The organism is Thiohalospira halophila DSM 15071 (genome assembly GCF_900112605.1).
Taxonomy (GTDB): domain Bacteria; phylum Pseudomonadota; class Gammaproteobacteria; order Thiohalospirales; family Thiohalospiraceae; genus Thiohalospira; species Thiohalospira halophila.
Window position 1 is genome coordinate 260686 of sequence record NZ_FOMJ01000002.1, and the last position, 23186, is coordinate 283871.

Genomic DNA, 23186 nt, shown 5'->3' on the forward strand with positions numbered 1-23186 from the left:
CGACCGTGTGGGTAGGGAGAGGCTAGCACGGTACCGGGGTCGGAAAAACCGCCGACGGGATCCTGTTCCAGGGTCGGGTTGTTCTCCAGGAACAGGCCCGGCGGACTGGTACTGCTTGCCCCATCCACAGCACTCCAGGGGCAGTTCCCGGGACGGGTATCGGTTGACCCGTCGGTCGGTTGACAGTACGTTTGACGGTTCACATTCGTGCCGCCAGTGGCGGCGATTTGCGGGGGAATTGCCAGTGGAGTTGAGCGGCGGCGAGATCATCGTCCAGTTCCTGCGGGACGAAGGTGTGGAATACATCTTCGGCTATCCCGGCGGGGCGGCGCTGCATATCTATGATGCCCTCCACGGCCAGCAGGACATCCGGCACATCCTGGTACGCCACGAGCAGGGTGCCGGCCACGCGGCCGACGGCTATGCCCGGGCCACCGGGAAACCGGGGGTGATGCTGGTCACCTCGGGGCCCGGCGTGACCAACGCCGTGACCGGCATCGCCACCGCCCACATGGACTCCATCCCCATGGTGGTGATCAGCGGCCAGGTGCCCACCGGGGTCATCGGCTCCGACGCCTTCCAGGAGGTGGACGCGGTGGGCATTACCCGGCCCTGCGTGAAGCACAACTTCCTGGTCAAGGATGTTCGCGACCTGGCCAGCACCCTGAAGAAGGCCTTCCACATCGCCACCAGCGGCCGCCCCGGTCCGGTGCTGGTGGACGTGCCCAAGGATGTCACCGACCCGTCGGTGAAGATCCCCTATACCTATCCGTCCAGTGTGAGCCTGCGCTCCTACAATCCGGTGACGCGCGGCCATCCGGGCCAGATCAAGCGGGCGGTGGACCTGCTCCTCTCCGCCAAGCGGCCCATGATCTACACCGGCGGCGGTGTGGTCCTCGGTGAGGCCTCGGCGGCGCTTACCGAGATCACCCGGGAGCTGGGCTACCCCATTACCCAGACCCTCATGGGGCTGGGCTCCTACCCGGCCTCGGACTCGCAGTTCCTCGGCATGCTCGGCATGCACGGGACCTACGAGGCCAACATGGCCATGCACGAGTGCGATGTGCTGTTCGCCGTGGGCGCGCGCTTCGACGATCGCGTCACCGGCAACACCGAGCACTTCTCGCCCAACGCCCGGATCATCCACCTGGATATCGATCCCTCGAGCATCTCCAAGAACGTGCGTGTGGATGTCCCCATCGTCGGCGACACCGACCAGGTCCTCCAGGAGATGCTGCGACTCATGCGCAGTGGCGACCGGCATCCGGACGGTGCGGCTCTCAAGGAGTGGTGGGGCCAGATCGAGCAGTGGCGGAGCCTGAACTGTCTGGGTTACGACCGCAGCAGCGAGCTCATCAAGCCGCAGATGGTCATCGAGAAGCTGGCCGAGGTCACCGGCGGCGATGCCTATGTCAGCTCCGACGTGGGCCAGCATCAGATGTGGGCGGCGCAGTTCTACGGCTTCAACAAGCCGCGGCGCTGGTTGAATTCCGGCGGCCTGGGGACCATGGGCTTCGGTCTGCCAGCCGCCATTGGTGCCCAGCTCGCCGACCCGCAGGCGGACGTAGCCTGCGTAACCGGCGAGGCGAGTATCCAGATGTGCATCCAGGAGCTCTCCACCTGCCTGCAGTACATGCTGCCGCTGAAGATCATCAACCTGAACAACCGCTACATGGGCATGGTGCGGCAGTGGCAGGAGTTCTTCTACGAGAGCCGCTACAGCCACTCCTACATGGACGCCCTGCCCGACTTCGTCCGCCTGGCCGAGGCCTACGGCCACACCGGTCTGCGGGTGGAGCGGCCCGGCGACGTGGAGGGCGCCCTGCGCGAGGCCTTCGCCATGAAGGACCGGCTGGTCTTCCTGGACTTCATTACCGACCAGACCGAGAACGTCTACCCCATGATCGAGGCGGGGAAGGGGCACCACGAGATGCACCTGTCCCCCGACCGGGAGCTCGCCTGACATGCGCCACATCATCGCCATCCTCATGGAGAACGAGTCCGGGGCGCTCTCCCGGGTGGCCGGGCTGTTCTCCGCCCGCGGCTACAATATCGAGTCCCTCACCGTGGCCCCCACGGAGGACCCCAGCCTCTCCCGGATGACCCTGGTCACCAGTGGTTCCGAGGAGATCATCGAGCAGATCGTCAAGCAGCTGAACAAGCTGGTGGACGTGGTCCGGCTCATGGAGCTGGCCGAGGGGCCGCACATCGAGCGCGAGATGATGCTGGTGAAGGTCCGCGCCACCGACGGTGACGCCCGCGAGGAGCTCAAGCGGCTGGCCGATATCTTCCGGGGCCGCGTGGTGGACGTGACCGAGAATACCTATACCATCGAGCTCACCGGCGATGCCGAGAAGGTGGACGCCTTCCTCCAGGCCCTGCCGCAGACGAGCATCCTGGAGACCGTGCGCTCGGGGGTCATGGGCATCGCCCGGGGCGAACGCGCCCTGCGCCTCTGACGGCCCGCGAGAACGAACGAACCGAACCCTTAAACCCTTATTCCGTTGAAGGAAGCGCGACCGTGAACATCTTCTACGACAAAGACGCCGACCTCTCCCTGATCCAGAAGCGCAAGGTGGCCATCCTGGGCTACGGCTCCCAGGGCCACGCCCACGCCAACAACCTCAAGGAGTCCGGCGTGGACGTGGTTGTCGGCCTGCGCCCCGGCTCCGCCTCGGCGGCCAAGGCCGAGCAGGCCGGCCTCACCGTCCAGTCCCTGGACGATGCCGTCGCCGGCGCCGACCTGGTCATGGTGCTGGCCCCCGACGAGCACCAGGGCGCCCTCTACGCCGAGCACATCGAGCCCAATCTGCGCCAGGGTGCCGCCCTGGCCTTCGCCCACGGCTTCAATATCCATTACGGCCAGATCGAGCCGCGTGCCGACCTGGACGTCATCATGATCGCGCCCAAGGGCCCCGGCCACCTGGTCCGCTCCACCTACACCCAGGGCGGCGGTGTGCCGAGCCTCATCGCCGTGGAGCAGGACAGCTCCGGTCAGGCCCGGGATATTGCCCTGGCCTACGCCTCCGCCAACGGCGGCGGTCGCGCCGGCGTCATCCAGACCAGCTTCCGCGAGGAGACCGAGACCGACCTCTTCGGCGAGCAGGCGGTCCTCTGCGGCGGCACCTCGGCGCTGGTCAAGGCCGGTTTCGAGACCCTGGTGGAGGCCGGCTACGCCCCCGAGATGGCCTACTTCGAGTGCCTCCACGAGCTCAAGCTCATCGTCGACCTCATGTACGAGGGCGGCATCGCCAATATGCGCTACTCCATCTCCAATACCGCCGAGTACGGGGACTTCACCCGGGGTTCGCGGGTGGTGGACGAGTACACCAAGGAGTCCATGCGCGAGATCCTCACCGAGATCCAGAACGGCGAGTTCGCCCGGGAGTGGATCGCCGAGAACCAGGCCAATGCCCCGGTCCTCAAGGCCAACCGCCGTCTCGGCGCCGAGCACCAGATCGAGCAGGTGGGCGAGCGGCTGCGCGGCATGATGCCCTGGATCGCCTCCAACAAGATCGTCGACCGGTCCAAGAACTAGGGGCCCCCTGACGGGAATCGTGCCACACGACGAGAGCTCCAGCGGGGAGCCGGGCCGCCGCCGCGGCATCTATCTGCTCCCCAACCTGCTGACCACGGCGGCGCTGTTCGCCGGCTTCTTTGCCATCATCAGCGCCATGGGGGGCGACCACCGCACGGCGGCGGTCGCCATCTTCGTGGCCATGATCCTGGACGGGCTGGACGGCCGGGTCGCCCGGCTGACCAACACCCAGACCGATTTCGGCGTCCAGTTCGACAGCCTCGCCGATCTCATCTCCTTCGGCCTGGCCCCGGCGTTGGTGGTCCATCAGTGGGCGCTCACAGACCTGGGCAAGGTGGGCTGGCTCGCGGCCTTCGTCTACGTGGCGTCGGCCGCCCTGCGGCTGGCCCGGTTCAATACCCAGGTGGCCCATGCCGATCGCGGCCACTTCCAGGGGTTGGCCTCGCCGGCGGCGGCGGCGTTGCTGGCGGGGATGGTCTGGGCGGTGCCGGCCTACGGGTTCGACCCGGCAGAACTGGCCATCCCGGCGGCGGTGCTCACCGTCCTGGCGGGCCTGTTCATGGTCTCCAACCTCCGCTATCGCAGCTTCAAGGACTTCGACCTCCGGGGCCGGGTGCCCTTCGTGGCGCTGCTGGTCATCGTCCTGATCTTTGTCCTGGTGGCCCTGGACCCGCCGCAGGTGCTCTTCGGCGCCGCCCTCATCTATGCTGCCAGCGGCCCGGTGGAGACCCTGCGCTCCCTGCGCCACCGGCGGCGGGAGCGGGCGCGGCGTTCCGGTTCCTGAGGGGCGTCGGGAGCCAGCCTGTGCCGGGAGTCCGAGGGCGACAGGGCAGGGACGCCGTACATACGTCCATGTAGGCTCCACGACGGCATCCCTGCCGTCGAGGCCCTGCCCTGTCGCCCTCGGACTCCCGGCACAGGCTGTATTCGGGTCTCCTTGCCATGAACCTGCGGGCCACCAGCCGGGGGTTGGCGAAGTCGCAAATGCGATTTATACTAAGTCCAGATTCGCCCTGGAACCCCGTACCCCATGGCCATCCGCGCACCGCACAACAACGCATACAGCGATCGTCGCCCCGGCGGCGATCGTGCGGTCGCGCCCCTCCTGACCAGCCTGCGACTGCTGCCGCTGCGGCGGCTATAGATCTCGACCCCTCTCCCCCCGTGTGACGTATGCAGCCCGCCCGACCCGTTGGAGCGGCGAGGCGCCTCGATTACCATGGCCTTTCGGCTGGAGGAATCCCCATGAGTCAGGAACATCTCACCATCTTTGATACCACCCTTCGCGACGGGGAGCAGAGTCCCGGCGCTTCCATGACGCGCGAAGAGAAGATCCGTATCGCCCGGCAGCTCGAGCGGCTGCGGGTGGACGTCATCGAGGCCGGCTTCCCGGCGGCCAGCGAGGGCGACTTCGAGTCGGTCCGGGCCGTCGCCGAGAGCGTGAAGGAGAGCACGGTCTGCGGCCTCGCCCGCGCCGTGGAGCGGGACATCGAGCGTGCCGGGGAGGCGCTGGCCGGTGCCGCCCACGCCCGCATCCACACCTTCATCGCCACCTCCACGGTGCACATGGAGAACAAGCTCCGCATGGGGCCGGACGAGGTGGTGGAGCGGGCCGTGGCCGCCGTGCGCCGGGCGCGGGACTTCGTGGACGACGTGGAGTTCTCCGCCGAGGATGCCGGCCGCTCCGAGCCGGACTTCCTCTACCGCATCGTGGAGGCGGCCATCGACGCCGGGGCGACCACCATCAATATCCCGGACACGGTGGGCTACGCCATCCCGGAGCAGTTCGGCCAGCTCATCGCCGACATCCGGGCCAACGTCCCCAACAGCGACCGGGCGACCTTCTCCAGCCACTGCCACAACGACCTCGGCCTCGCCGTGGCCAACTCCCTGGCGGCGGTGACCAACGGCGCCCGCCAGGTGGAGTGCACCATCAACGGCCTCGGCGAGCGGGCGGGTAACGCGGCGCTGGAGGAGATCGTCATGGCCCTGCAGGTGCGCCAGGACGTCTTCCCCTGCAACACCCGCATCGATACCACCCAGATCGTGCCCAGCTCCAAGCTGGTGGCGTCGGTGACCGGCTTCCAGCCGCAGCCCAACAAGGCCATCGTGGGCGCCAACGCCTTCGCCCACGAGTCGGGGATCCACCAGGACGGGGTGCTCAAGCACCGCGAGACCTACGAGATCATGCGCGCCGAGGATGTGGGCTGGAACACCAACCGCATGGTCCTGGGCAAGCACTCCGGCCGGAACGCCTTCAAGTCGCGGCTGGCCGAGATCGGCATCGAGCTGGAATCGGAGGCGATACTCAACGACGCCTTCGCCAAATTCAAGGAACTCGCCGACAAGAAGCACGAGATCTTCGACGAGGACCTCCAGACCCTGGTCACCGAGGCCGGGGTGGAGGCGGAGAACCAGCGCGTCCAGCTGGTCTCCGTCCACGTCTGCTCCGAGACCGGGGAGACGCCGGAGGCCACCGTCACCCTGGAGGTCGACGGCGAGGAGCGCCAGGGCCGGGCCACCGGCAGCGGCTCGGTGGATGCCACCTTCTCCGCCATCGAGGCGGTCATGGCCTCCACCACCCAGCTGTTGCTCTACTCGGTGAACAACATCACCTCCGGCACTGACGCCCAGGGCGAGGTCACCGTCCGGCTGGAGCGGGGCGGGCGCATCGTCAACGGCCAGGGGGCCGACGTCGATATCGTCATCGCCTCCGCCCAGGCCTATATCAATGCCCTGAACAAGATCATGGCGCCGGTGGAGCGTTCCCACCCCCAGGCCGGCGACGTCTAGCGCCGTGGAGGAGGGGCGACGCCGGGTCTGGCTGGAGGCGCTGGGGATCCCGCGGTGGGAGCGCCGCGCGGATGCCCCGGCGCCGCAGCTCGGGCCGGCCGAAGGCACCGAGGTGGCGCCCGTCGGCGCCGAGGAGCCGGCGACCGCCCCGCAGGCCGGGGATGAGCCGGCCTCCTCCGAGTCGAGGGCCGGCGAGGGCGGTGCAGCCGAGGGGGCGCCCGGTGCGCCGGAGGAACCTATCGTCCCCGCGCCCGATCCCGTGGCCCGCCTCGACTGGGAGCCGCTGGCCGCCCGGGTCGCCGAGTGCACCGCCTGCGACCTCCACCAGTCCCGAACGCAGACCGTCTTCGGCGTGGGCGACCGCGCCGCCGACTGGCTGGTGGTGGGCGAGGCCCCGGGGGCCGAGGAGGATCGCCGCGGCGAGCCCTTCGTGGGTCGGGCCGGGGAGCTCCTGGACGCCATGCTCGTCGCCCTGGGGCTGGCCCGCGGTAGCGGCGTCTACATCGCCAACATCCTCAAGTGCCGCCCCCCGCGCAACCGCGACCCCCAGCCGGCGGAGGTGGCCGCCTGTTCCCCCTACCTGCGGCGCCAGATCGAGCTCATCGACCCGGGCGTAATCCTCGCCGTGGGCCGGATCGCCGCCACCAACCTGCTGGGCCGGGAGGCCCGACTGGGGGAACTGCGCGGGAAGGTCCACGCCCATCCGGAGACGGGGACGCCGGTGGTGGTTACCTACCACCCCGCCTATCTCCTGCGGAACCCGGCGGACAAGGCCCGCGCCTGGGCGGACCTGAAGCTGGCCCGCCAAACCCTGGCGGAGCACAGGGGTGACGCCTGAGCCCATCATCCGCCCCATGGTGGGGGCGGACCTCCCGGCGATCCTGACCATCGAGGAGGCCACCTACCACGAGCCCTGGACCGAGGGGATCTTCCGGGACTGTCTGCGCGTGGGCTATACCGGCCGGGTCCTGGAGGTCGCATCGGCCACGGGGGAGGCCGCGGGCCTCGCCGGCTACGGCCTGCTCTCGGCCGCCGCCGGGGAGTGCCACATCCTCAACCTCTGCACCGCCCCCGACCAGCGAGGTCGGGGTGTGGGGCGACTCCTCCTGCGCGCCCTCCTGGCCGAGGGCCGGCTCGCGGGGGCGGAACAGGCCTTCCTGGAGGTCCGCCCCTCCAATGCCGCCGCCCTTGGTCTCTACCAGGCCGAGGGTTTCGAGACCGTGGGCGTGCGCGAGGGCTACTACCCGGCCGAAGCGGGTCGGGAGGATGCCTGGGTGCTGCGGCGGGAGCTGGTGGGCCGAAACCCCGGCGGCTGATCCCTGTCAGCCTGCCGGGGGCAGGCTCTCCTCCAGTCTCCGCGGGGTGGCAACCCCGAAACCCTGGACGGCGTCCACGCCGATACCGGCGAGGGCGGTGATCTGCTCCTCCCGTTCGGCCGCTTCGGCGATGGTGCGCAGCCCCATGACCCGCCCCACCTGATTGATGGCGCTGACCAGGGCCCTGTCTACCGGGTCGGTAAGGAGATCCCGGATGAAATGGCCGTCGATCTTCAGCCAGTCCACCTCCAGATCCTTGAGGTAGGCGAAGGAGGAGAGGCCGCTGCCGAAGTCATCCAGGGCAAACCGGAAGCCGTCCCGCCGCAGCTCGTGGATGAAGTGGCGCGTCTCCAGCAGATTGGCTACCGCTGCCGTCTCGGTGATCTCGAAGCAGACCCCGGCCGGGGGGAGGTCATGCTCCCGCGTCTGCTCGCGGATCCACGCCAGCAGCTCGCCATCGCCGAGGCTGGCCCCGGAGAGATTGATGTTGAACAGCCAGGTGGGCTGGCCGCTGGCATCCCGGCTGGCGCGCAGCGGGGCGGCCAGGGCCGCAAAGGCGTGGCGAATCACCCAGCGGTCCAGGGAGGGCATCACCCCGTAGCGCTCGGCGGCGGGGATGAAGCGGTCCGGCGTCAGCAGCTCGCCGCTGGTCGGGTGGATCAGGCGGACCAGCACCTCTTCGTGGCGCTTCAGCCCGTTCTCCTGGAAGTGGCGGATGGGCTGGCTCTCCAGCCGGAAGAGGTCCCGGTCCAGGGCCTCGGAGAGCACCGTGAGGATGTGCATCTCCCCCTCACGGCGGCGGACGGCATCGTCGTGGTGCTGCCAGACATGGACCCGGTTGCGACCCAGGTCCTTGGCGGTATAGGCGGCGACATCGGCCGCGGACATGATATCGGTCACGTCGCAGCTGTCGGGCTCCACCAGGGCGACACCGATGGAGGCGCCCACCTGGAAGGGATGGCCCTGCCAGTGGAAGCGATACTCCTCCACGGCCGCCCGGATCTTCTCCGCCACCCGCGAGGCCGCGGCCAGATCGGCATCCTGGAGCAGCAGGGCGAACTCGTCGCCGCCCAGGCGGGCCAGCAGATCCTGGCTGCGCAGGTGCTCGCGCAGGGCCCGGGGGAGTTGACGCAGGAGCTCGTCCCCGGCGGCGTGGCCGGCCGTATCGTTGACCACCTTGAACTGGTCCAGGTCCAGGAAGAGCAGGGCGTGGTGGCGGCCGGTGGCGCGGGCATCCTCCAGCAGCGCCCCCAGGCGCCGCTCGAACTCCCGTCGGTTCACCAGGCCGGTGAGGGGGTCGTGGCTCGCCTGCCAGGAGAGCTGCTGCGTGAGGGCGCGCTTCTCGCTGACGTCGTGGAAGACCATGACCGCCCCCATGACCCTGCCCTGCTCGTCGCGGATGGGGGCGGCGGAGTCCTCGATGGCGATGACCCGGCCGTCCCGGCTTTGCAGCGCCGTGTGGTTGGCCAGGCCGACGATGGTGCCGGACGCAAGGCAACGCCGTACCGGATTGTCCGCCGGTTCGCCGGTGAACTCGTTGAAGATCGGGAAGACCTCGTCGAGTTCCCGGTCGATGGCCTCGCCGACGCTCCAGCCGGTGAGGTTCTCGGCCACCGGGTTGAGGTATTCCACGCGGCCTTCGGCGTCGGTGGTGATGACGGCATCCCCGATGCTGTGGAGGGTCACCTGGGCGCGCTCGCGCTCGGCGTCCAGGGCCGCGTGGGTGCTGGCCACCCGCTCGGCCATGGCATCGAAGGCGCGGCTGATGGTGGCGAGTTCGTCGCGTCCGGCGAGGGCGGCGCGGGCCGAGGTATCGCCCCCGGCGAAGTGGTCCGCGGCGGCGGTCAGCCGGTTCATGCGCTGGCCGACCTGGCGGTGAAGCACCAGGGCCAGGCCGGCGACGACCACCAGCAGGAAGAGGGAGAGGTGGGCGGTCTGGTGCCAGGCCGCGGCCCGTGCCGTGGCCAGGGGGCGCTCCAGGGAGCGGATCAGGTGGAGTTCGCCGATGCCGGTGGGAGTCAGGTCGTCGGGGGCGCGGTCGAGGATGACGGGATAGGCGCCGTGGATGTTCGTCCCGGTTCGGGTGATGCCGCTCTCCGAAAGGCCTCGGACCGGCGGGCGATCCGCCAGGATCCCGGCCATGTCGCGACCCACCCAGGCCTGGCGGTGGGCGGCCCGGATGGTGCCGTCGGGGCCGGCGAGCAGGGCGGTGGTCAGGGCCGGATCGGCACCGGTGGCTGCCAGGACCTCCCGGATGCGCGACGGCTCGTCCTTGCGGGCGAGGTGCTCCAGCTGCGCCTGGAGCTGGTCGAGCTGGCGGGCCATCTCCGCCATGGCGCCCGACTGGGCCTGTTTACCGGCGTCGTCGAGGAAGCGCCAGTGGCTGTAGCCCAGCGTGGCCACGGCGAAGCCCGCCAGCACCAGCGGCAGCAGGGCGCGGAGGGAGACGGGGGGACGCCTCATGGCCCGGCCTCCACGGAGGCCGAGACCGGCCCCCCGGTGAGGAAGGCCGCGGGGTCCCGGTGGCAGACGGTCTCCGTCGAGAGGAGGTCATTGGTGCCCAGGAAGTCGGCCATCTTCCGACAGGAGTCGGCCAGGGCCGGTTCCGGGCCGGCCAGCAGGCGGCGATTGGCGGTGCGATCCGGGAACTCCAGCCCCTCCAGGGCCCGCGCGATATCCTCCGGCTCGACCCCCTCGCGGCGGGCGGCGAATTCCCGGGCGGCCTCGTCATCGGGGTCGAGAAGATCGGCGCGGGCCCGGAACCAGGCGGCCACCAGGTCAGCGATGGCCGCCCCCCGTTCCTGGAGCACCGACTCCCGGGTGACCAGGACGTCCACGATCCGGTCCGGGGTCTGGCGGCTGTCGAAGAGGACTTGGCCGCCGGCATGGATGAGCCGGGAGCGCACCGGCTCGAAGGTCACGGCCGCTTCGACGGTACCCTGTCGGAACGCCGCCTCGTGCTCGTTCACCCGCAAGGGTATCTTCTCTACCTCGGTGGGTTTCAGGCCGGCCCGCTCCAGGGCGAGGGCGAGGAAGTAGGCGCCCAGGGCGGTATCTTCCACCGCCACCCGGCGGCCGGCCAGGTTTTCGAGGCTCTCCACCTCGGGCCGGGCGATGATGGCATCGCCACCGGCGGAGATATCCGCGACCAGGAAGACCCGTAGCTCAGGGATCTCGGTGGCCGCCCGCAGGGCCTCGTCCAGGGTGAGGGCAGCCACGTCGATGGTGCCGTTGGCCAGCGCGCGCTGGACCTGGCTGGCGGAGAGGTATTCCACCGGATGGATGGCGTTACGGTCGAGGTAGCCGCGCTCCCGGGCGAGGTAGAGCGGCTCGTAGCCGGGCCAGATATTGGCTCCCACCCCGAGGGGGGCGTCGGGGGCATCGCTGCAGCCGGCCAGGAGCAGGGCGGCGAGCAGCAGGAGCAGGCGCAGCGGATTCGGGGCCATGTCCACGGTCTCGGAAGCGTACGGATGGCGGATAACGGCCTCCCTGCCTCCTCCGCGGGACTCCGGGGTGGAGTGCTCGACCCCGTTGCCGGAGACCCCAGTATATCCCGGCCGCCGGAGGTGACCACCCGCCAGGCACCCACTCGCCCTGATCGACACAATTGTTTCCGGCGTGCGGTCACCAATCCGTGGTTCGGGGCGGTCGGGAGCGGTCGTGGTAAGGGTGCGGCGATGGCGGGTAGAATGGGCCGGTTACGAATCGCGTGCAGGCGGAGGAGCCATGACCGAAGTCGACCCGAGTACCGCCGAGCGGCGGACCTTCGCCATCATCTCCCACCCGGACGCCGGCAAGACCACGCTCACCGAGAAGCTGCTCCTCTACGGGGGGGCTATCCAGAATGCGGGCACCGTGAAGGGGCGCAAGGCGGACCGCCACGCCACCTCCGACTGGCTGACCATGGAGCAGGACCGCGGGATCTCGGTGACCTCCTCGGTGATGCAGTTCCCCTACGCCGGGCGCATCCTCAACCTGCTGGATACCCCCGGCCACGAGGACTTCTCCGAGGACACCTACCGCGTGCTCACGGCGGTGGACTCGGCGCTGATGGTCATCGACGCCGCCAAGGGCGTCGAGGAGCGCACCATCAAGCTCATGGACGTCTGCCGCCTGCGCGACACCCCCATCGTCAGCTTCATCAACAAGCTCGACCGGGAGGGGCGCGACCCCACGGAGCTGCTGGACGAGGTCGAGGAGGTGCTCAAGATCCGCTGCGCCCCGGTGACCTGGCCCATCGGCATGGGCAGCGCCTTCCGCGGCGTCTTCCACCTGGTCCACGACCGGGTGCACCTCTTCTCCCCCCGCCACGAGGGCGGCATCGCCCACGGCGAGATCATCGAGGGGCTGGACAATCCGCGTCTGGAGGAGGTCCTGGGGGCCGACGTGGCGGAGAACCTGCGCGAGGAGGTGGAGCTGGTGCGCGGGGCGAGCCACGAGTTCGAGGTGGAGCCCTTCCTGCGCGGCGAGCTGACGCCGGTCTTCTTCGGCTCGGCGGTGAACAACTTCGGCGTGGAGGAGCTGCTCTCCACCTTCGTCGACTACGCCCCGGCTCCCCAGCCGCGGGAGGCCGATGCCCGGGTGGTCCAGCCGGACGAGGAGAAGCTCACCGGCTTCGTCTTCAAGATCCAGGCGAACATGGACCCCCAGCACCGGGATCGGCTGGCCTTCATGCGGATCAACTCCGGCCGCTACCGGCGCGGCATGAAGATGTACAACCCGCGCACCGGCAAGACCAGCCAGAACGTCTCCGCCGCCACCTTCATGGCGCGGGAACGGGAGCACGCCGACGAGGCCCTGCCGGGGGACATCATCGGCCTGCACAACCACGGGACCATCCAGATCGGCGATACCTTCACCGAGGGCGAGGAGCTGCGGTTTACCGGCATCCCCAACTTCGCCCCCGAGCTCTTTCGCCGCGTGATGCTGGCCGACCCGCTGCGCTCCAAGGCGCTGGTCAAGGGGCTCACCGAGCTCTCCGAGGAGGGGGCGGTCCAGTTCTTTAGGCCGCTGGAGAAGAATGACCTTATTCTGGGTGCGGTTGGCGTGCTACAGTTCGACGTGGTCGCCCAGCGCCTGAAGGATGAATACAAGGTCGAGTGCCGGTTCGAACCGGTGAACGTCCACACCGCGCGCTGGGTTGAGGCCGAAGACGAAAACGAGCTCGAGCGCTTCCGGAAGAAGGCCGCGGAGAACCTGGCGCTGGATGCCGCCGACTATCTGACCTACCTCGCCCCCACCCGGGTGAACCTGGAACTGACCCAGGAACGCTGGCCGGATATCCACTTCTCCGCGACCCGCGAGCACTGAACCTCGCACCCCCTTCCGGGGCAGCCGGGCCGCCAAGTGGGGGAGGGAGGGCGCCCGGCGCCCGTCAGGCTCATGCAGAAGACCATTCGCGGCTTCATCATCACCGTCGCCGTGGGGGTGTCGGTGGTGCTCTTCATCGCGCTCTATCTCGTGGTCTCCACCGTCTACGATCGGACGGTGCGCGAGGATGCCCGCCACGTCAGTGACGTCATCGCCGAGCAGACCTTCAACTCCATGTTCCAGGTCATGCGCCAGGGCTGGACCCGGCAGGAGCTGGAGGCGTTCATCCAGGCCAGCCAGGCCACCTTCGACGAGACCCCGTACCATCTCGAGATCTATCGCGGGAAGCGGGTGGAGCAGCTCTTCGGGCCCATCGAGCAGCCGGAGATGGACGCCCAAGTGGAGGACGCCTTCGCCAGCGGGGAGCGGGAGCTCATCGAGCGCGACCAGGGCCTGCGCTATCTCTACCCCCTGAACGCCCGTGAGGAGTGCCTGCGCTGCCACACCAACGCCGAGGTGGGGGACACCCTGGGCGTCATCGAGGTGGAGCAGGACCTGGAGCCGGTGATCCGCTCGGCCCGGGAGGACTTCCTCACCGTGCTGGCCTTCCTGGCGCCGCTCCCGGTGGTGGGGGCCCTGGGCGTCGGCCTCTTCCTCAATCGCCGGATCAAGCGCGCCCTGGGGGTGGTGGAGGACTCCATCGAGCGGGTGAACAAGGTCTCCGACCTCAAAGAGGTGGCCTTCCGCGACCAGAGCCCCGGCTTCGCCGAGCTCGACCACCTGCTGGACAACATGCAGGAGCTGGTGGAGAAGCTGCGCGGCTTCGCCGTGGACCGCGATCTGCTGGAGTTCGAGATCCGGCTGCTGGAGAAGTTCGTCATCACCTCCGAGGTGGTGCGGGACTGGCGGGAGTACGTCAGCCAGCTCCTGCTGGAGATCAACCAGATCGTCGACGCCTACAGCCTCTTCTCCGTCTTCAAGGTGGACGAGGAGGTCTTCGATCTGGAGGTCTTCTGGCGCTGCCATCCCCCGGAGGAGGTCCGCCAGACCTTCGAGGCGGCCGTCTTCCGGGCCATGGCGGAGGAGCCCCACTTCCAGCCCATGCCGGAGATCCAGGTCCACCACCACGTGGCCGAGACCGGCTGCACCATCGAGGCCATCGACCCCGACGCCATCGAGGTCCAGACCAAGTCCCTGCTGGTGGAGACGCCCAAGATCGGCGGCATCGTCGGTATCGGCGTGCAGGCCGACATCGTCCGCGACGACATGCGCATGCTGGTGGTGGAGAGCATCCTCTCCACCCTGCTCAACGTCGTGGGCTCGGTGAAGGCCATCTACAAGTACACCCGGGACCTGGAGTACTACGCCACCCGCGACCCGCTCACCGACCTCTACAACCAGCGCGTCTTCTGGGAGCTGCTGGAGTACGAGATGGGCCGGGCGGAGCGGGGCGACTACGGCTTCGCCGTGCTGGTCATCGATCTGGACAACTTCAAGGCCATCAACGATACCTACGGGCACGGCTTCGGCGACCGCTTCCTGGCAGCCTTCGCCGAGACCCTGCGCGCCTCGGTGCGCCAGGGGGATGTCCTGGCCCGCTACGGTGGGGACGAGTTCGTTGCCATCCTGGGCGAGGGCGACGAGGGGACCCCCTACCAGGTGGCCGAGCGCATCCGCGAGGCGGCCAGCGGCGTGGCGCTCACGGCTCCGGACGGCCACGAGGTCCACGCCACCATCTCCATCGGGGTCGCGTTCTATCCGGAGCACGCCACCGAGTTCAAGGATCTCTTCATGTTCGCCGACAACATGATGTACAAGGCCAAGACCGAGGGTAAGAACCGCATCGGCTACCCCACCGAGGAGGACGTGCTGGAGGTCTTCCGCGCCATCGGCGAGAAGAGCCGGGTGGTCCAGCAGGCCCTGGATGCCGACCACGTGGTCCCCGTCTTCCAGCCCATCGTGGAGGCGTCCACCGGCCGGGTGGTGGCCCACGAGACCCTCAGCCGCATCCGTCGGGAGGACGGTACCCTCATGGGGGCCGGGGAGTTCGTGGAGGTGGCCGAGCGCATGGGGATCATCCACAAGCTCGACCATCTGATGATGGAGAAGGCCTTCGCCCGCATGGCGGAGACCGATTACCAGGGGCTGCTCTTCATCAACCTCTCGCCCCGGGTGCTGGTGCTGGGCGAGTTCCTGCGCGAGACCAGCCGGCTGGTGGAGTTCTACGGCATCGACCCGGGCCGGGTGGTCTTCGAGCTCACCGAGCGGGACACGGTGAGCAACTTCCAGGTGCTGGAGGACTTCGTCAACGACCTCAAGCTGGAGGGCTTCAAGTTCGCCATCGACGACTTCGGCTCCGGGTTCTCCTCCTATCACTACATCAAGCACTTCCCGGTGGACTACGTGAAGATCGAGGGCGACTTCATCGTGAACATGCTCAGCGACGGCCGGGACCGCGCCTTCGTGCGGAACATCAGCAACCTCGCCCAGGAGCTGGGGATCCGGACCATCGCGGAGTTCGTGGAGAGCGAGGAGGTGCTGAATGCCGTGGCCGGGACCGGCATCGACCTGGCCCAGGGCTTCCATACCGGCCGACCCTCGGAGACGCTCACCCCGGCGGAGCCGCAATGAACCCGCGCCGGGCCCGCGTCTACGCCTGGGCGCTCTATGACGTGGGCAACTCCGCCTTCGCCACCGTGGTGATGGCGGGCTTCTTCCCCATCTTCTTCAAGGAGTACTGGAGCGGCGACCTCCCGGCCACCGAGAGCACCTTCTGGCTGGGGGCGGCCAACTCCGTGGCCAGCCTGCTCATCCTGGCCAGCGCCCCGCTGCTCGGCGCCATGGCCGATGGCGGGGGCGGGCGCAAGCGTTTCCTCGCCGCCTTCACCGGTCTGGGTGTGGTGGCCACCGCCGCCCTCTACCTGGTGCCCGCCGGGGCGTGGCCGGTGGCCGCGGTGCTCTACACCCTGGCGGCCATCGGCTTCTCCGGGAGCATGGTCTTCTACGACGCCATGCTGCTGGCCGTCTGCCGGGAGCGCCACTTCGATGCCGTCTCCGCCCTGGGCTACGCCCTGGGCTACCTCGGGGGCGGGCTGCTCTTCGCCTTCACCGTGGTCATGACCCTGCAGCCGGGCTGGTTCGGCCTGGCCGAGGAGGCCACGGCGGTGCGCCTGGCCTTCCTGATCACGGCGGGCTGGTGGGCGGCCTTTACCCTGCCCCTGCTGCGCCGGGTCCCGGAGCCCATGCTCGGACCCCGAGGCGGCGGGATCGTCGCCGGCCTGGCGGAGTTGAAGACGACCCTGGGACGGGTGGGGCGGCTGCGGCCGGTGGTCCTCTTCCTGGCCGCCTACTGGTTCTACATCGACGGCGTGGACACCATCGTGCGCATGGCGGTGGACTACGGCCTGGCCATCGGGCTGGAGACCGGCGACCTCATCCTGGCCCTGCTGCTTACCCAGGCGGTGGGTTTCCCGGCGGCGCTGGCCTTCGGTCGGCTGGGGGCCCGCCTGGGCCCGCGGAGGGGGATCGAGATCGCCATCGCCGTCTATCTCGGGGTGGTCGTGTGGGCGACCTACCTGGATTCGGCGCTGGAGTTCTACCTCCTCGCCGCGGCGGTGGGGCTGGTCCAGGGCGGCATACAGTCATTGAGCCGATCGCTGTATGCCCGCATCATACCGCGGGACAGGACGGCGGAATTCTTTGGCTTCTATAATATGCTCGGCAAGTTCGCCGCCGTCCTGGGGCCGGCCCTCATGGGCGGCGTGGGCCTTGTGACCGGCTCCCCCCGGGCGGGGATGGGGGTGGTGGCCCTGCTGTTCGTGGTGGGCTGGCTGCTGCTGCGCCGGGTGGACGAGGAGGCGGCGCGCCGCCAGGCACGGGAACTGGAAGGCAGGAACGATCTTTGAGGGGCGGCCCCGGGGCCGTCCGGAAACGAGGAGGAAAGAGGCTGATGAGCGACGGGAGTGACGGTGGTCTGATGAGCCTGCCGCCCATCTATTCGGAGGGCGAGGAACCCGGCGTGGCGCTCATGCGCGAGATCGCCCGGAAGCTGGCGGAGTACGGGCTACCGCGCCATGGCGAGGATACCAAGCGGATCATCAGTGGCCTGGTGAATCCGGAGGCCTTTGGCGATACCGGCTTCTCGGTGAAGGAGCTGAACAACCGGGAGCTGGAGTTCCACGTCGTCATCTCCGGTACCCCGGCGGGGATCGAGTACAACGAGTGGACGGAGTGGCAGTCGGGCTACGGCGCCATGACCGCCCGCGAGCCGCTGAACCAGAAGTCGTTGCACAGCACCATCCGGGACGCCTTCCGGGACATGGGCTTCACGGTGAAGAAGGTCAAGAACGACTCCCACGCCAAGTACGGGAGTGATGACGTCACCTACGTGGTCATCACCGAGTACCCGGAGATCCTCAAGGTCGCCAGTACCGGCGAGGAGCGCAAGAACGACGACGTCTCCAAGCAGTGGGACGCCTTCTTCGACAGCCTCAAGCCCGCCAAGAAGTACTGAAGCCCACCTTCCCGCACTCACGTCGTTCCCGCGCAGGCGGGAACCTCGCGGACCCGGCCGCCGGTCCTGAAGGTCCTGCGGCCTGTTCTCGAGGTTCCGGACTGGCGCTGCGCGCCATCCGGAACGACGGGGGTGACGGACCTCAGCCGGCCAGGCGGGCTACCCGGTCGCGCTGCTCGCGCAGCCCGGCCAGGTTGTTCTCCATCTCGGCGACCTTCTCCCGCTCCTTCTCCACCACCTCGGCGGGGGCCTTCTCCACGAAGTTCGGGTTCTCCAGCTTGCCGCGGGCGCGGCCCAGGTCCTTGTCCGCCTTCTCGATGGCCTTGTCCAGCCGGGCGAGTTCGGCGTCGCGGTCGATGAGGCCGGCCATGGGGACGAGGATCTTGAGATCGCCCACCAGGGCGGTGGCCGACTCCGGCTGCTCCTCGCCCTCGGCCAGCCAGGTCAGCGACTCCACCCGCGCCACGCCCCGGATGGCGGCGGCGTGGCGGTCCATGCGCTCGCGGTCGGTGGCGTCGCCGTCGGCCAGGACCACCGGCAGCGGTTTCCCGGGGGCGATGTCCATGCCGGAGCGGATCTGGCGGATCCCGAGGATGACCCGCTGCAGCCATTCCAGGTCGGCCTCGGCATCGGCATCGCGCCGGTCGGCATCGGGCTCCGGCCAGGGCCGGTACTGGATGGTCTCCCCCTGAATGCCGGCCACCGGGGCCACGGACTGCCAGATGGACTCGGTGATGAAGGGCATCAGCGGGTGGGCCAGGCGCAGCGTGGTCTCCAGCACCCGCACCAGGGTGCGGCGGGTGCCGCGCCGGGCCGCCTCGCTGGCCTCGGGGTCGTTGAGGACCACCTTGGCCAGCTCCAGGTACCAGTCGCAGTACTCGTGCCAGATGAAGTCGTAGACCGCCTCGGCCATGTGATCGAAGCGGTAGGCGGCCAGGGCCTCGTCCACGGCGGTCTCGGTGGCCTGGAGGCGGCTGATGATCCAGCGGTCCGCCGGCGAGAGTTCCACCTCGCCGCCGGCCGCGCCGCAGTCCCGGTCCTCGGTATTCATGAGGACGAAGCGGGCGGCGTTCCAGAGCTTGTTGCAGAAGTTGCGGTAGCCCTGGACGCGACCCAGGTCGAAGTTGATGTCCCGTCCGCGGGAGGCCAGCGCGGCGAAGGTGAAGCGCAGGGCATCGGTGCCGAAGGCGGGGATCCCGTCGGGGAACTCCTCCCGGGTGGCGCGCTCGATGGCGGCGGCCTTCTCCGGCTGCATGAGGCCGTAGGTGCGCTTTTCCACCAGGGCGTCCAGGTCGATGCCGTCGATGAGGTCGATGGGGTCGAGGACGTTGCCCTTGGACTTGGACATCTTCTGGCCGTGGGCGTCGCGCACCAGGCCGTGGATGTAGATCTCCCGGAAGGGGACGTCGCCCATGAAGTAGACCCCCATCATGATCATCCGGGCGACCCAGAAGAAGATGATGTCGAAGCCGGTGACCAGCACCGAGGTGGGGTAGAAGGTGGCCAGCTCCGGGGTCTCCTCCGGCCAGCCCAGGGTGGAGAAGGGCCACAGCGCCGACGAGAACCAGGTATCCAGCACATCCTCGTCCCGCGACAGGACCACGTCCTCGCCCAGGCCGTTCTCGGCCCGCACCGCCGCCTCGTCGTGGCCGACGTAGAGGTTGCCGGCGGCGTCGTACCAGGCGGGGATGCGGTGGCCCCACCAGAGCTGGCGGGAGATGCACCAGTCCTGGATGTTCTCCAGCCAGTTGTAGTAGGTGCGGTCCCAGTTGCCGGGGACGAACTGGATGTCGCCGTTGCGCACGGCGTTGATGGCCGGCTCGGTGATCCGGGCGTGGCCGCCGGGCTGGCCGTCGGCGGTGGTCTGCCGGGTGAGGTCGACGAACCACTGATCGGTGAGGAAGGGTTCGATGACGGCGCCGGAGCGGTCGCCGCGCGGCACGGTGAGGGTGTGGTCCTCGGTCTCCGCCAGCAGGCCGGCGGCCTCCAGGTCGGCCACCAGGGCCTCGCGGGCGGCGTAGCGGTCCAGGCCGCGGTAGCGCTCGGGCACGGGGCCAGTCTCGATGGCGGCGGCATCCACCTCGCCGGCCTGCTCGGCCTCCACCCGCTCGAAGGCGTCGCGGATGGTCGCGGCCGGGGTGAAGGCGTTGAGCCGGGGCAGGCCGTGGCGGGCGCCCACGGCGGCGTCATTGAAGTCGTGGGCGGGGGTGATCTTCACGCAGCCGCTGCCGAACTCCGGGTCCACGTACTCGTCGGCGACCACCGGGATCCGGCGCCCCACCAGGGGCAGCTCCACGAAGCGGCCCACCAGGTGGGCGTAGCGCTCGTCGTCCGGGTGGACGGCCACGGCGGTGTCGCCCAGCAGGGTCTCCGGCCGGGTGGTGGCGACGGTGAGGTGTTCGTCGCTGTCCGCCAGGGGGTAGCGCATGTGCCAGATGTGGCCGGCCTCCTCCTCGGAGACCACCTCCAGGTCGGAGACGGCGGTCTGCAGCACCGGGTCCCAGTTGACCAGGCGCTTGCCGCGATAGATGAGCCCCTCGTTGTAGAGGCGGACGAAGACGGCGGTGACCGCCTCGGAGAGCCCCTTGTCCATGGTGAAGCGCTCCCGGGACCAGTCCGGGGAGGCGCCCAGGCGGCGGAGCTGGCGGGTGATGTGGCCGCCGGATTCTGCCTTCCATTCCCAGACCTTCTCCACGAAGGTCTCCCGTCCCAGTTCGTGGCGGTGGGTTCCCTCGCCCTCCAGGCGGCGCTCCACCACCATCTGGGTGGCGATGCCGGCGTGGTCGGTGCCCGGCTGCCACAGCGTCCGGTCACCGGCCATGCGGTGCTGGCGGACCAGGGCATCCATGAGGGTGTCCTGGAAGGCGTGGCCCATGTGCAGGCTGCCCGTGACATTGGGCGGCGGGATCATGATGCAGAAGGGGTCGCCGTCGCCGTGGGGCTGGAAGTCGCCGCGCTCCTCCCACCACTGGTAGAGGGTCTGCTCGATGGAACGGGGGTCGTAGGTCTTCTCCATGTCTCCGCCAGTCGGATGTGAAGGGAAGGCCCCGGCTATTTGCCGGAGCGGCTCTCGCTGATGAATTCGGCGATGATGTCGGGCAGGCGCGCCTTGAGCCGGCGGTGGATGGCGTTCTTCAGCGCCGTGGAGACGCGCTCCATCTCGTGGTCCACCGCCTCGACGACGATGCCGTCCAGGCGGGACTCCACGTCGGCGGCCAGGTGGTCGGCCAGGCGCTGGAGTTCGTCGTCGGAGAGGCCGGTGGCCGGGGCCACGGCGGGGTTCACCACGTCGTCCACCACCGGGACGCCGTCGGCGTCCCGGGAGGGGGCGGCGGCCGGATTGGCGCCGTCGGTCTCCTCGGCGTCCAGCGGGATGGCGTTATCCTCGGGGGCCGGGCCGTCACCCAGGGCGCCTCCCTCGGCGGGCGTGGGGCCCTCGGTCGGCTCCGCCTCGCCGGCGAGCTCCACCGCGTCGGGGTCAGTGGCGGGCTCCGCCTCCGGCTCGGGGGCCGGATCGGGTTCTTCCTGGCCGCCACCGATGAGGTCGGCCAGGTCCTGCTCCAGGGCGGCCGTATTGGCGTAGGTCTCGCCGCCCCCGGCCCCCTCTCCGGCTTCCTGTTCGGCCGCCCGCTCGGCCGCCTCCACCGGGTTGTCGCTGGCTTCCGGTTCGACTTGCGGGTCGCGCTCTTCGCTCACGCCGCTGCCTCCTCGATGCGGTGGTGGTGGAGGGAGTAGCCGCGATCCCGGTAGAAGGCGAAGCGTCGCCGACCGGGGTCACGGACCGCCGGATCCTGGTTGACGACCTCGGCCACGCGCTCGAACTGGCTGAAGAAGAGCGGCGGCTCCGGGGCCCGGTTCACCAGCAGGTCGAAGGTCGCCGGCGGCTGGTCGCCGCTGCCGAGGACCACGGCCGTGTCGTCACTGCCGGGGCTGCGTTCGTGGGGGAGGAAGGCGCGGTCGCGGAAGGTCCAGAGCCGCTCGTCCAGCTGGGCGGCATCGGCCTCGTCGGCGCAGTGGATGAAGATCCGCAGGCCGCGCCGCCACGCCTTCTCCACCAGGCGGCACGTGTAGTGGTCACGCTGGCCGGGATCGGCGTCGGCCAGGATGTAGAAGTCCACCCGCGTCATGTCCTCAGCCGCCGCTACGCTCCACCAGGTAGTGGGTGAGCAGCGGCACCGGCCGCCCGGTGGCACCCTTCTCGCTGCCGGTCACCCAGGCGGAGCCGGCGATATCCAGGTGGGCCCAGCGCATCTTGCGGGTGTACCGGGAGAGGAAGCAGCCGGCGGTGATGGTGCCGGCCTCGCGCCCGCCCACGTTGGCCATGTCCGCGAAGTTGCTCTTGAGCGCCTCCTGGTACTCCTCCCACAGCGGCAGTTCCCAGGCGCGGTCGCCGCTCTCGCGGCCGGCGTCCAGGAGGTCGTTGACCAGCGGCGGGTGGTTGCCCAGGACCGCCGAGGCCTCGCGCCCCAGGGCCACCAGGCAGGCGCCGGTGAGGGTGGCCAGGTCCACCACCGCCTCCGGGTCGTAGCGCTCCGCCCAGGTCAGGGCGTCGGCCAGGATGAGGCGGCCCTCGGCGTCGGTGTTGAGGATCTCCACCGTCTGGCCGGAGAGGGTGGTCACCACATCGCCGGGCTTCACCGCGTTGCCGTCGGGCATGTTCTCCACGGCGGGGACAATGCCGACGACGTTGAGCGGCAGCTCCAGCTCCGCCACCGCCGCCAGGGTGCCCAGCACCCCGGCGGCGCCCATCATGTCGTACTTCATCTCGTCCATGCCCTGGCCGGGCTTGATGGAGATCCCGCCGGAGTCGAAGGTGACCCCCTTGCCCACCAGCACCACCGGCCGGCCGTCGCCGCCGCCGTTGTACTCCACGGTGATGAGCTGGGGCTCCTGGGCGCTGCCCCGGGCCACGGCGAGGAGGGCGCCCATGCCCTCGCGCTCCATGGCGGGGCGGTCCAGGGTGCTGACGTTGAGGCTGGTGTAGCGGTTGCCCAGCTCCCGGGCCTGCTCGGCCAGCCAGGCCGGGGTGCAGACATTGCCGGGGGTGTTGCCGAGGTCCCGTGCCAGGTGGACGCCCTCGGCGATGGCGCGGCCGGTGGCCACGGCCCGCTCGCCCACGGCGAGGTCGCGCCGGTTGGGCACCGCCAGGGTGATCTTGCGCAGGGGCCGACGCGTGGTCTCGCTGCGGCTCTTGTAGTCGTCGAAGCGGTAGAGGGCGTGGTGGGCGGTGCGCACCGCCTGGTTCACCCGCCAGGCTAGGTCGCGGCCCTTCACCGGCAGCTCGGTGAGGTAGCTCACCGCCTCCATGGAGCCGGTCTCGTCCAGGGTCTTCACCGCCGTGGTGGTGAGCTTGCGGTACTGGCTGTCGGCCAGTTCGCGCTCCCGGCCACAGCCCACCAGCAGGATGCGATCGCAGAGGGTGCCGCTGACGTTGTGCAGGAGCAGGGTCTGGCCCAGCCGGCCCTCCATGTCCCCCCGCCGGATGAGGGAGGAGATGTAGCCGCCGGAGGCGTCGTCCAGGCGCTGGGCGGCGGCGGAGAGGCGGCGTGGCTCGAAGACGCCGACCACCACACAGGCCGAGCGCTGCTTTTCCGGGTTGCCGCTCTTGACGGTGAATTCCATGGGGGTCCCCCTCTCCTGCGATGCCCGCTTCCTTCGGTCAGCGGCGTTGGCGTACACTGCCTCAGCGGGCAGAAAACGGTTCGGATTCCCCCAG

The 23186-nt window shown here is 69.4% G+C and carries 17 protein-coding genes; 11 read left to right on the top strand and 6 right to left on the bottom strand.

The window, feature by feature from the left end:
- The first annotated feature begins 244 nt into the window (after nt 1-244).
- From BM272_RS05385 to rimI, 7 genes are all read left to right on the top strand, one after another.
- Nucleotides 245-1963, top strand: a complete 1719-nt coding sequence (locus BM272_RS05385) for an acetolactate synthase 3 large subunit (RefSeq protein WP_093427731.1) — start codon at nt 245-247, stop codon at nt 1961-1963.
- 1 nt (nt 1964) lies between these two features.
- Nucleotides 1965-2459, top strand: a complete 495-nt coding sequence (gene ilvN, locus BM272_RS05390; RefSeq protein ID WP_093427732.1) for an acetolactate synthase small subunit — start codon at nt 1965-1967, stop codon at nt 2457-2459.
- Nucleotides 2460-2521: 62 nt separating this feature from the next.
- Nucleotides 2522-3538, top strand: coding sequence for a ketol-acid reductoisomerase (gene ilvC / locus BM272_RS05395; RefSeq protein ID WP_093427733.1), 1017 nt, complete (start codon nt 2522-2524; stop codon nt 3536-3538).
- 16 nt (nt 3539-3554) lie between these two features.
- Nucleotides 3555-4322 carry a CDP-diacylglycerol--serine O-phosphatidyltransferase gene (pssA, locus tag BM272_RS05400; RefSeq protein ID WP_399348919.1) on the top strand — a complete coding sequence of 256 codons (768 nt, stop codon included), beginning with the start codon at nt 3555-3557 and terminating at the stop codon, nt 4320-4322.
- Nucleotides 4323-4783: 461 nt separating this feature from the next.
- Complete coding sequence (locus BM272_RS05405; protein WP_093427735.1) at nt 4784-6331, top strand: 2-isopropylmalate synthase; 1548 nt, start codon at nt 4784-4786, stop codon at nt 6329-6331.
- Nucleotides 6332-6335: 4 nt separating this feature from the next.
- On the top strand, nt 6336-7169 hold the full coding sequence (locus BM272_RS05410; RefSeq protein ID WP_240308031.1) for a uracil-DNA glycosylase: 834 nt from the start codon (nt 6336-6338) through the stop codon (nt 7167-7169).
- Between the two features lie 16 nt (nt 7170-7185).
- Entirely contained in the window at nt 7186-7647 is a 462-nt protein-coding gene (gene rimI / locus BM272_RS05415; RefSeq protein ID WP_093427775.1) for a ribosomal protein S18-alanine N-acetyltransferase, read from the top strand.
- Nucleotides 7648-7653: 6 nt separating this feature from the next.
- Here the strand turns inward: rimI and BM272_RS05420 are convergent, their stop codons facing one another.
- Both BM272_RS05420 and BM272_RS05425 read right to left on the bottom strand, forming a co-directional pair.
- On the bottom strand, nt 7654-10110 hold the full coding sequence (locus BM272_RS05420) for an EAL domain-containing protein (protein WP_093427736.1): 2457 nt from the start codon (nt 10108-10110) through the stop codon (nt 7654-7656).
- A complete protein-coding gene (locus BM272_RS05425; protein WP_093427737.1) occupies nt 10107-11093 on the bottom strand; it encodes an ABC transporter substrate-binding protein in 987 nt (328 codons plus the stop codon). The genes BM272_RS05420 and BM272_RS05425 overlap by 4 nt, the downstream gene beginning before the upstream one ends.
- 280 nt (nt 11094-11373) lie before the next feature.
- Here BM272_RS05425 and BM272_RS05430 point away from each other — a divergent pair, with 280 nt between their 5' ends.
- The 4 genes from BM272_RS05430 (at nt 11374) to BM272_RS05445 (ending at nt 17470) form a co-directional block, all read left to right on the top strand.
- A complete protein-coding gene (locus BM272_RS05430; protein ID WP_093427738.1) occupies nt 11374-12957 on the top strand; it encodes a peptide chain release factor 3 in 1584 nt (527 codons plus the stop codon).
- Nucleotides 12958-13029: 72 nt separating this feature from the next.
- Entirely contained in the window at nt 13030-15588 is a 2559-nt protein-coding gene (locus BM272_RS05435; RefSeq protein ID WP_093427739.1) for a putative bifunctional diguanylate cyclase/phosphodiesterase, read from the top strand.
- Nucleotides 15585-16862, top strand: coding sequence for an MFS transporter (locus tag BM272_RS05440; RefSeq protein WP_093427740.1), 1278 nt, complete (start codon nt 15585-15587; stop codon nt 16860-16862). The genes BM272_RS05435 and BM272_RS05440 overlap by 4 nt, the downstream gene beginning before the upstream one ends.
- Before the next feature lie 44 nt (nt 16863-16906).
- On the top strand, nt 16907-17470 hold the full coding sequence (locus tag BM272_RS05445; RefSeq protein ID WP_093427741.1) for a hypothetical protein: 564 nt from the start codon (nt 16907-16909) through the stop codon (nt 17468-17470).
- 142 nt (nt 17471-17612) lie between these two features.
- Here the strand turns inward: BM272_RS05445 and BM272_RS05450 are convergent, their stop codons facing one another.
- Genes BM272_RS05450 through BM272_RS05465 form a run of 4 tightly spaced genes read right to left on the bottom strand, consistent with a single transcriptional unit; the run spans nt 17613 to nt 23092 of the window.
- Nucleotides 17613-20486, bottom strand: coding sequence for a valine--tRNA ligase (locus BM272_RS05450; RefSeq protein WP_093427742.1), 2874 nt, complete (start codon nt 20484-20486; stop codon nt 17613-17615).
- 35 nt (nt 20487-20521) lie between these two features.
- Nucleotides 20522-21166 carry a hypothetical protein gene (locus BM272_RS05455; protein ID WP_093427743.1) on the bottom strand — a complete coding sequence of 215 codons (645 nt, stop codon included), beginning with the start codon at nt 21164-21166 and terminating at the stop codon, nt 20522-20524.
- Entirely contained in the window at nt 21163-21597 is a 435-nt protein-coding gene (locus BM272_RS05460) for a DNA polymerase III subunit chi (RefSeq protein ID WP_093427744.1), read from the bottom strand. The genes BM272_RS05455 and BM272_RS05460 overlap by 4 nt, the downstream gene beginning before the upstream one ends.
- Before the next feature lie 4 nt (nt 21598-21601).
- A complete protein-coding gene (locus BM272_RS05465; protein WP_093427745.1) occupies nt 21602-23092 on the bottom strand; it encodes a leucyl aminopeptidase in 1491 nt (496 codons plus the stop codon).
- Nucleotides 23093-23186: the final 94 nt, after the last annotated feature.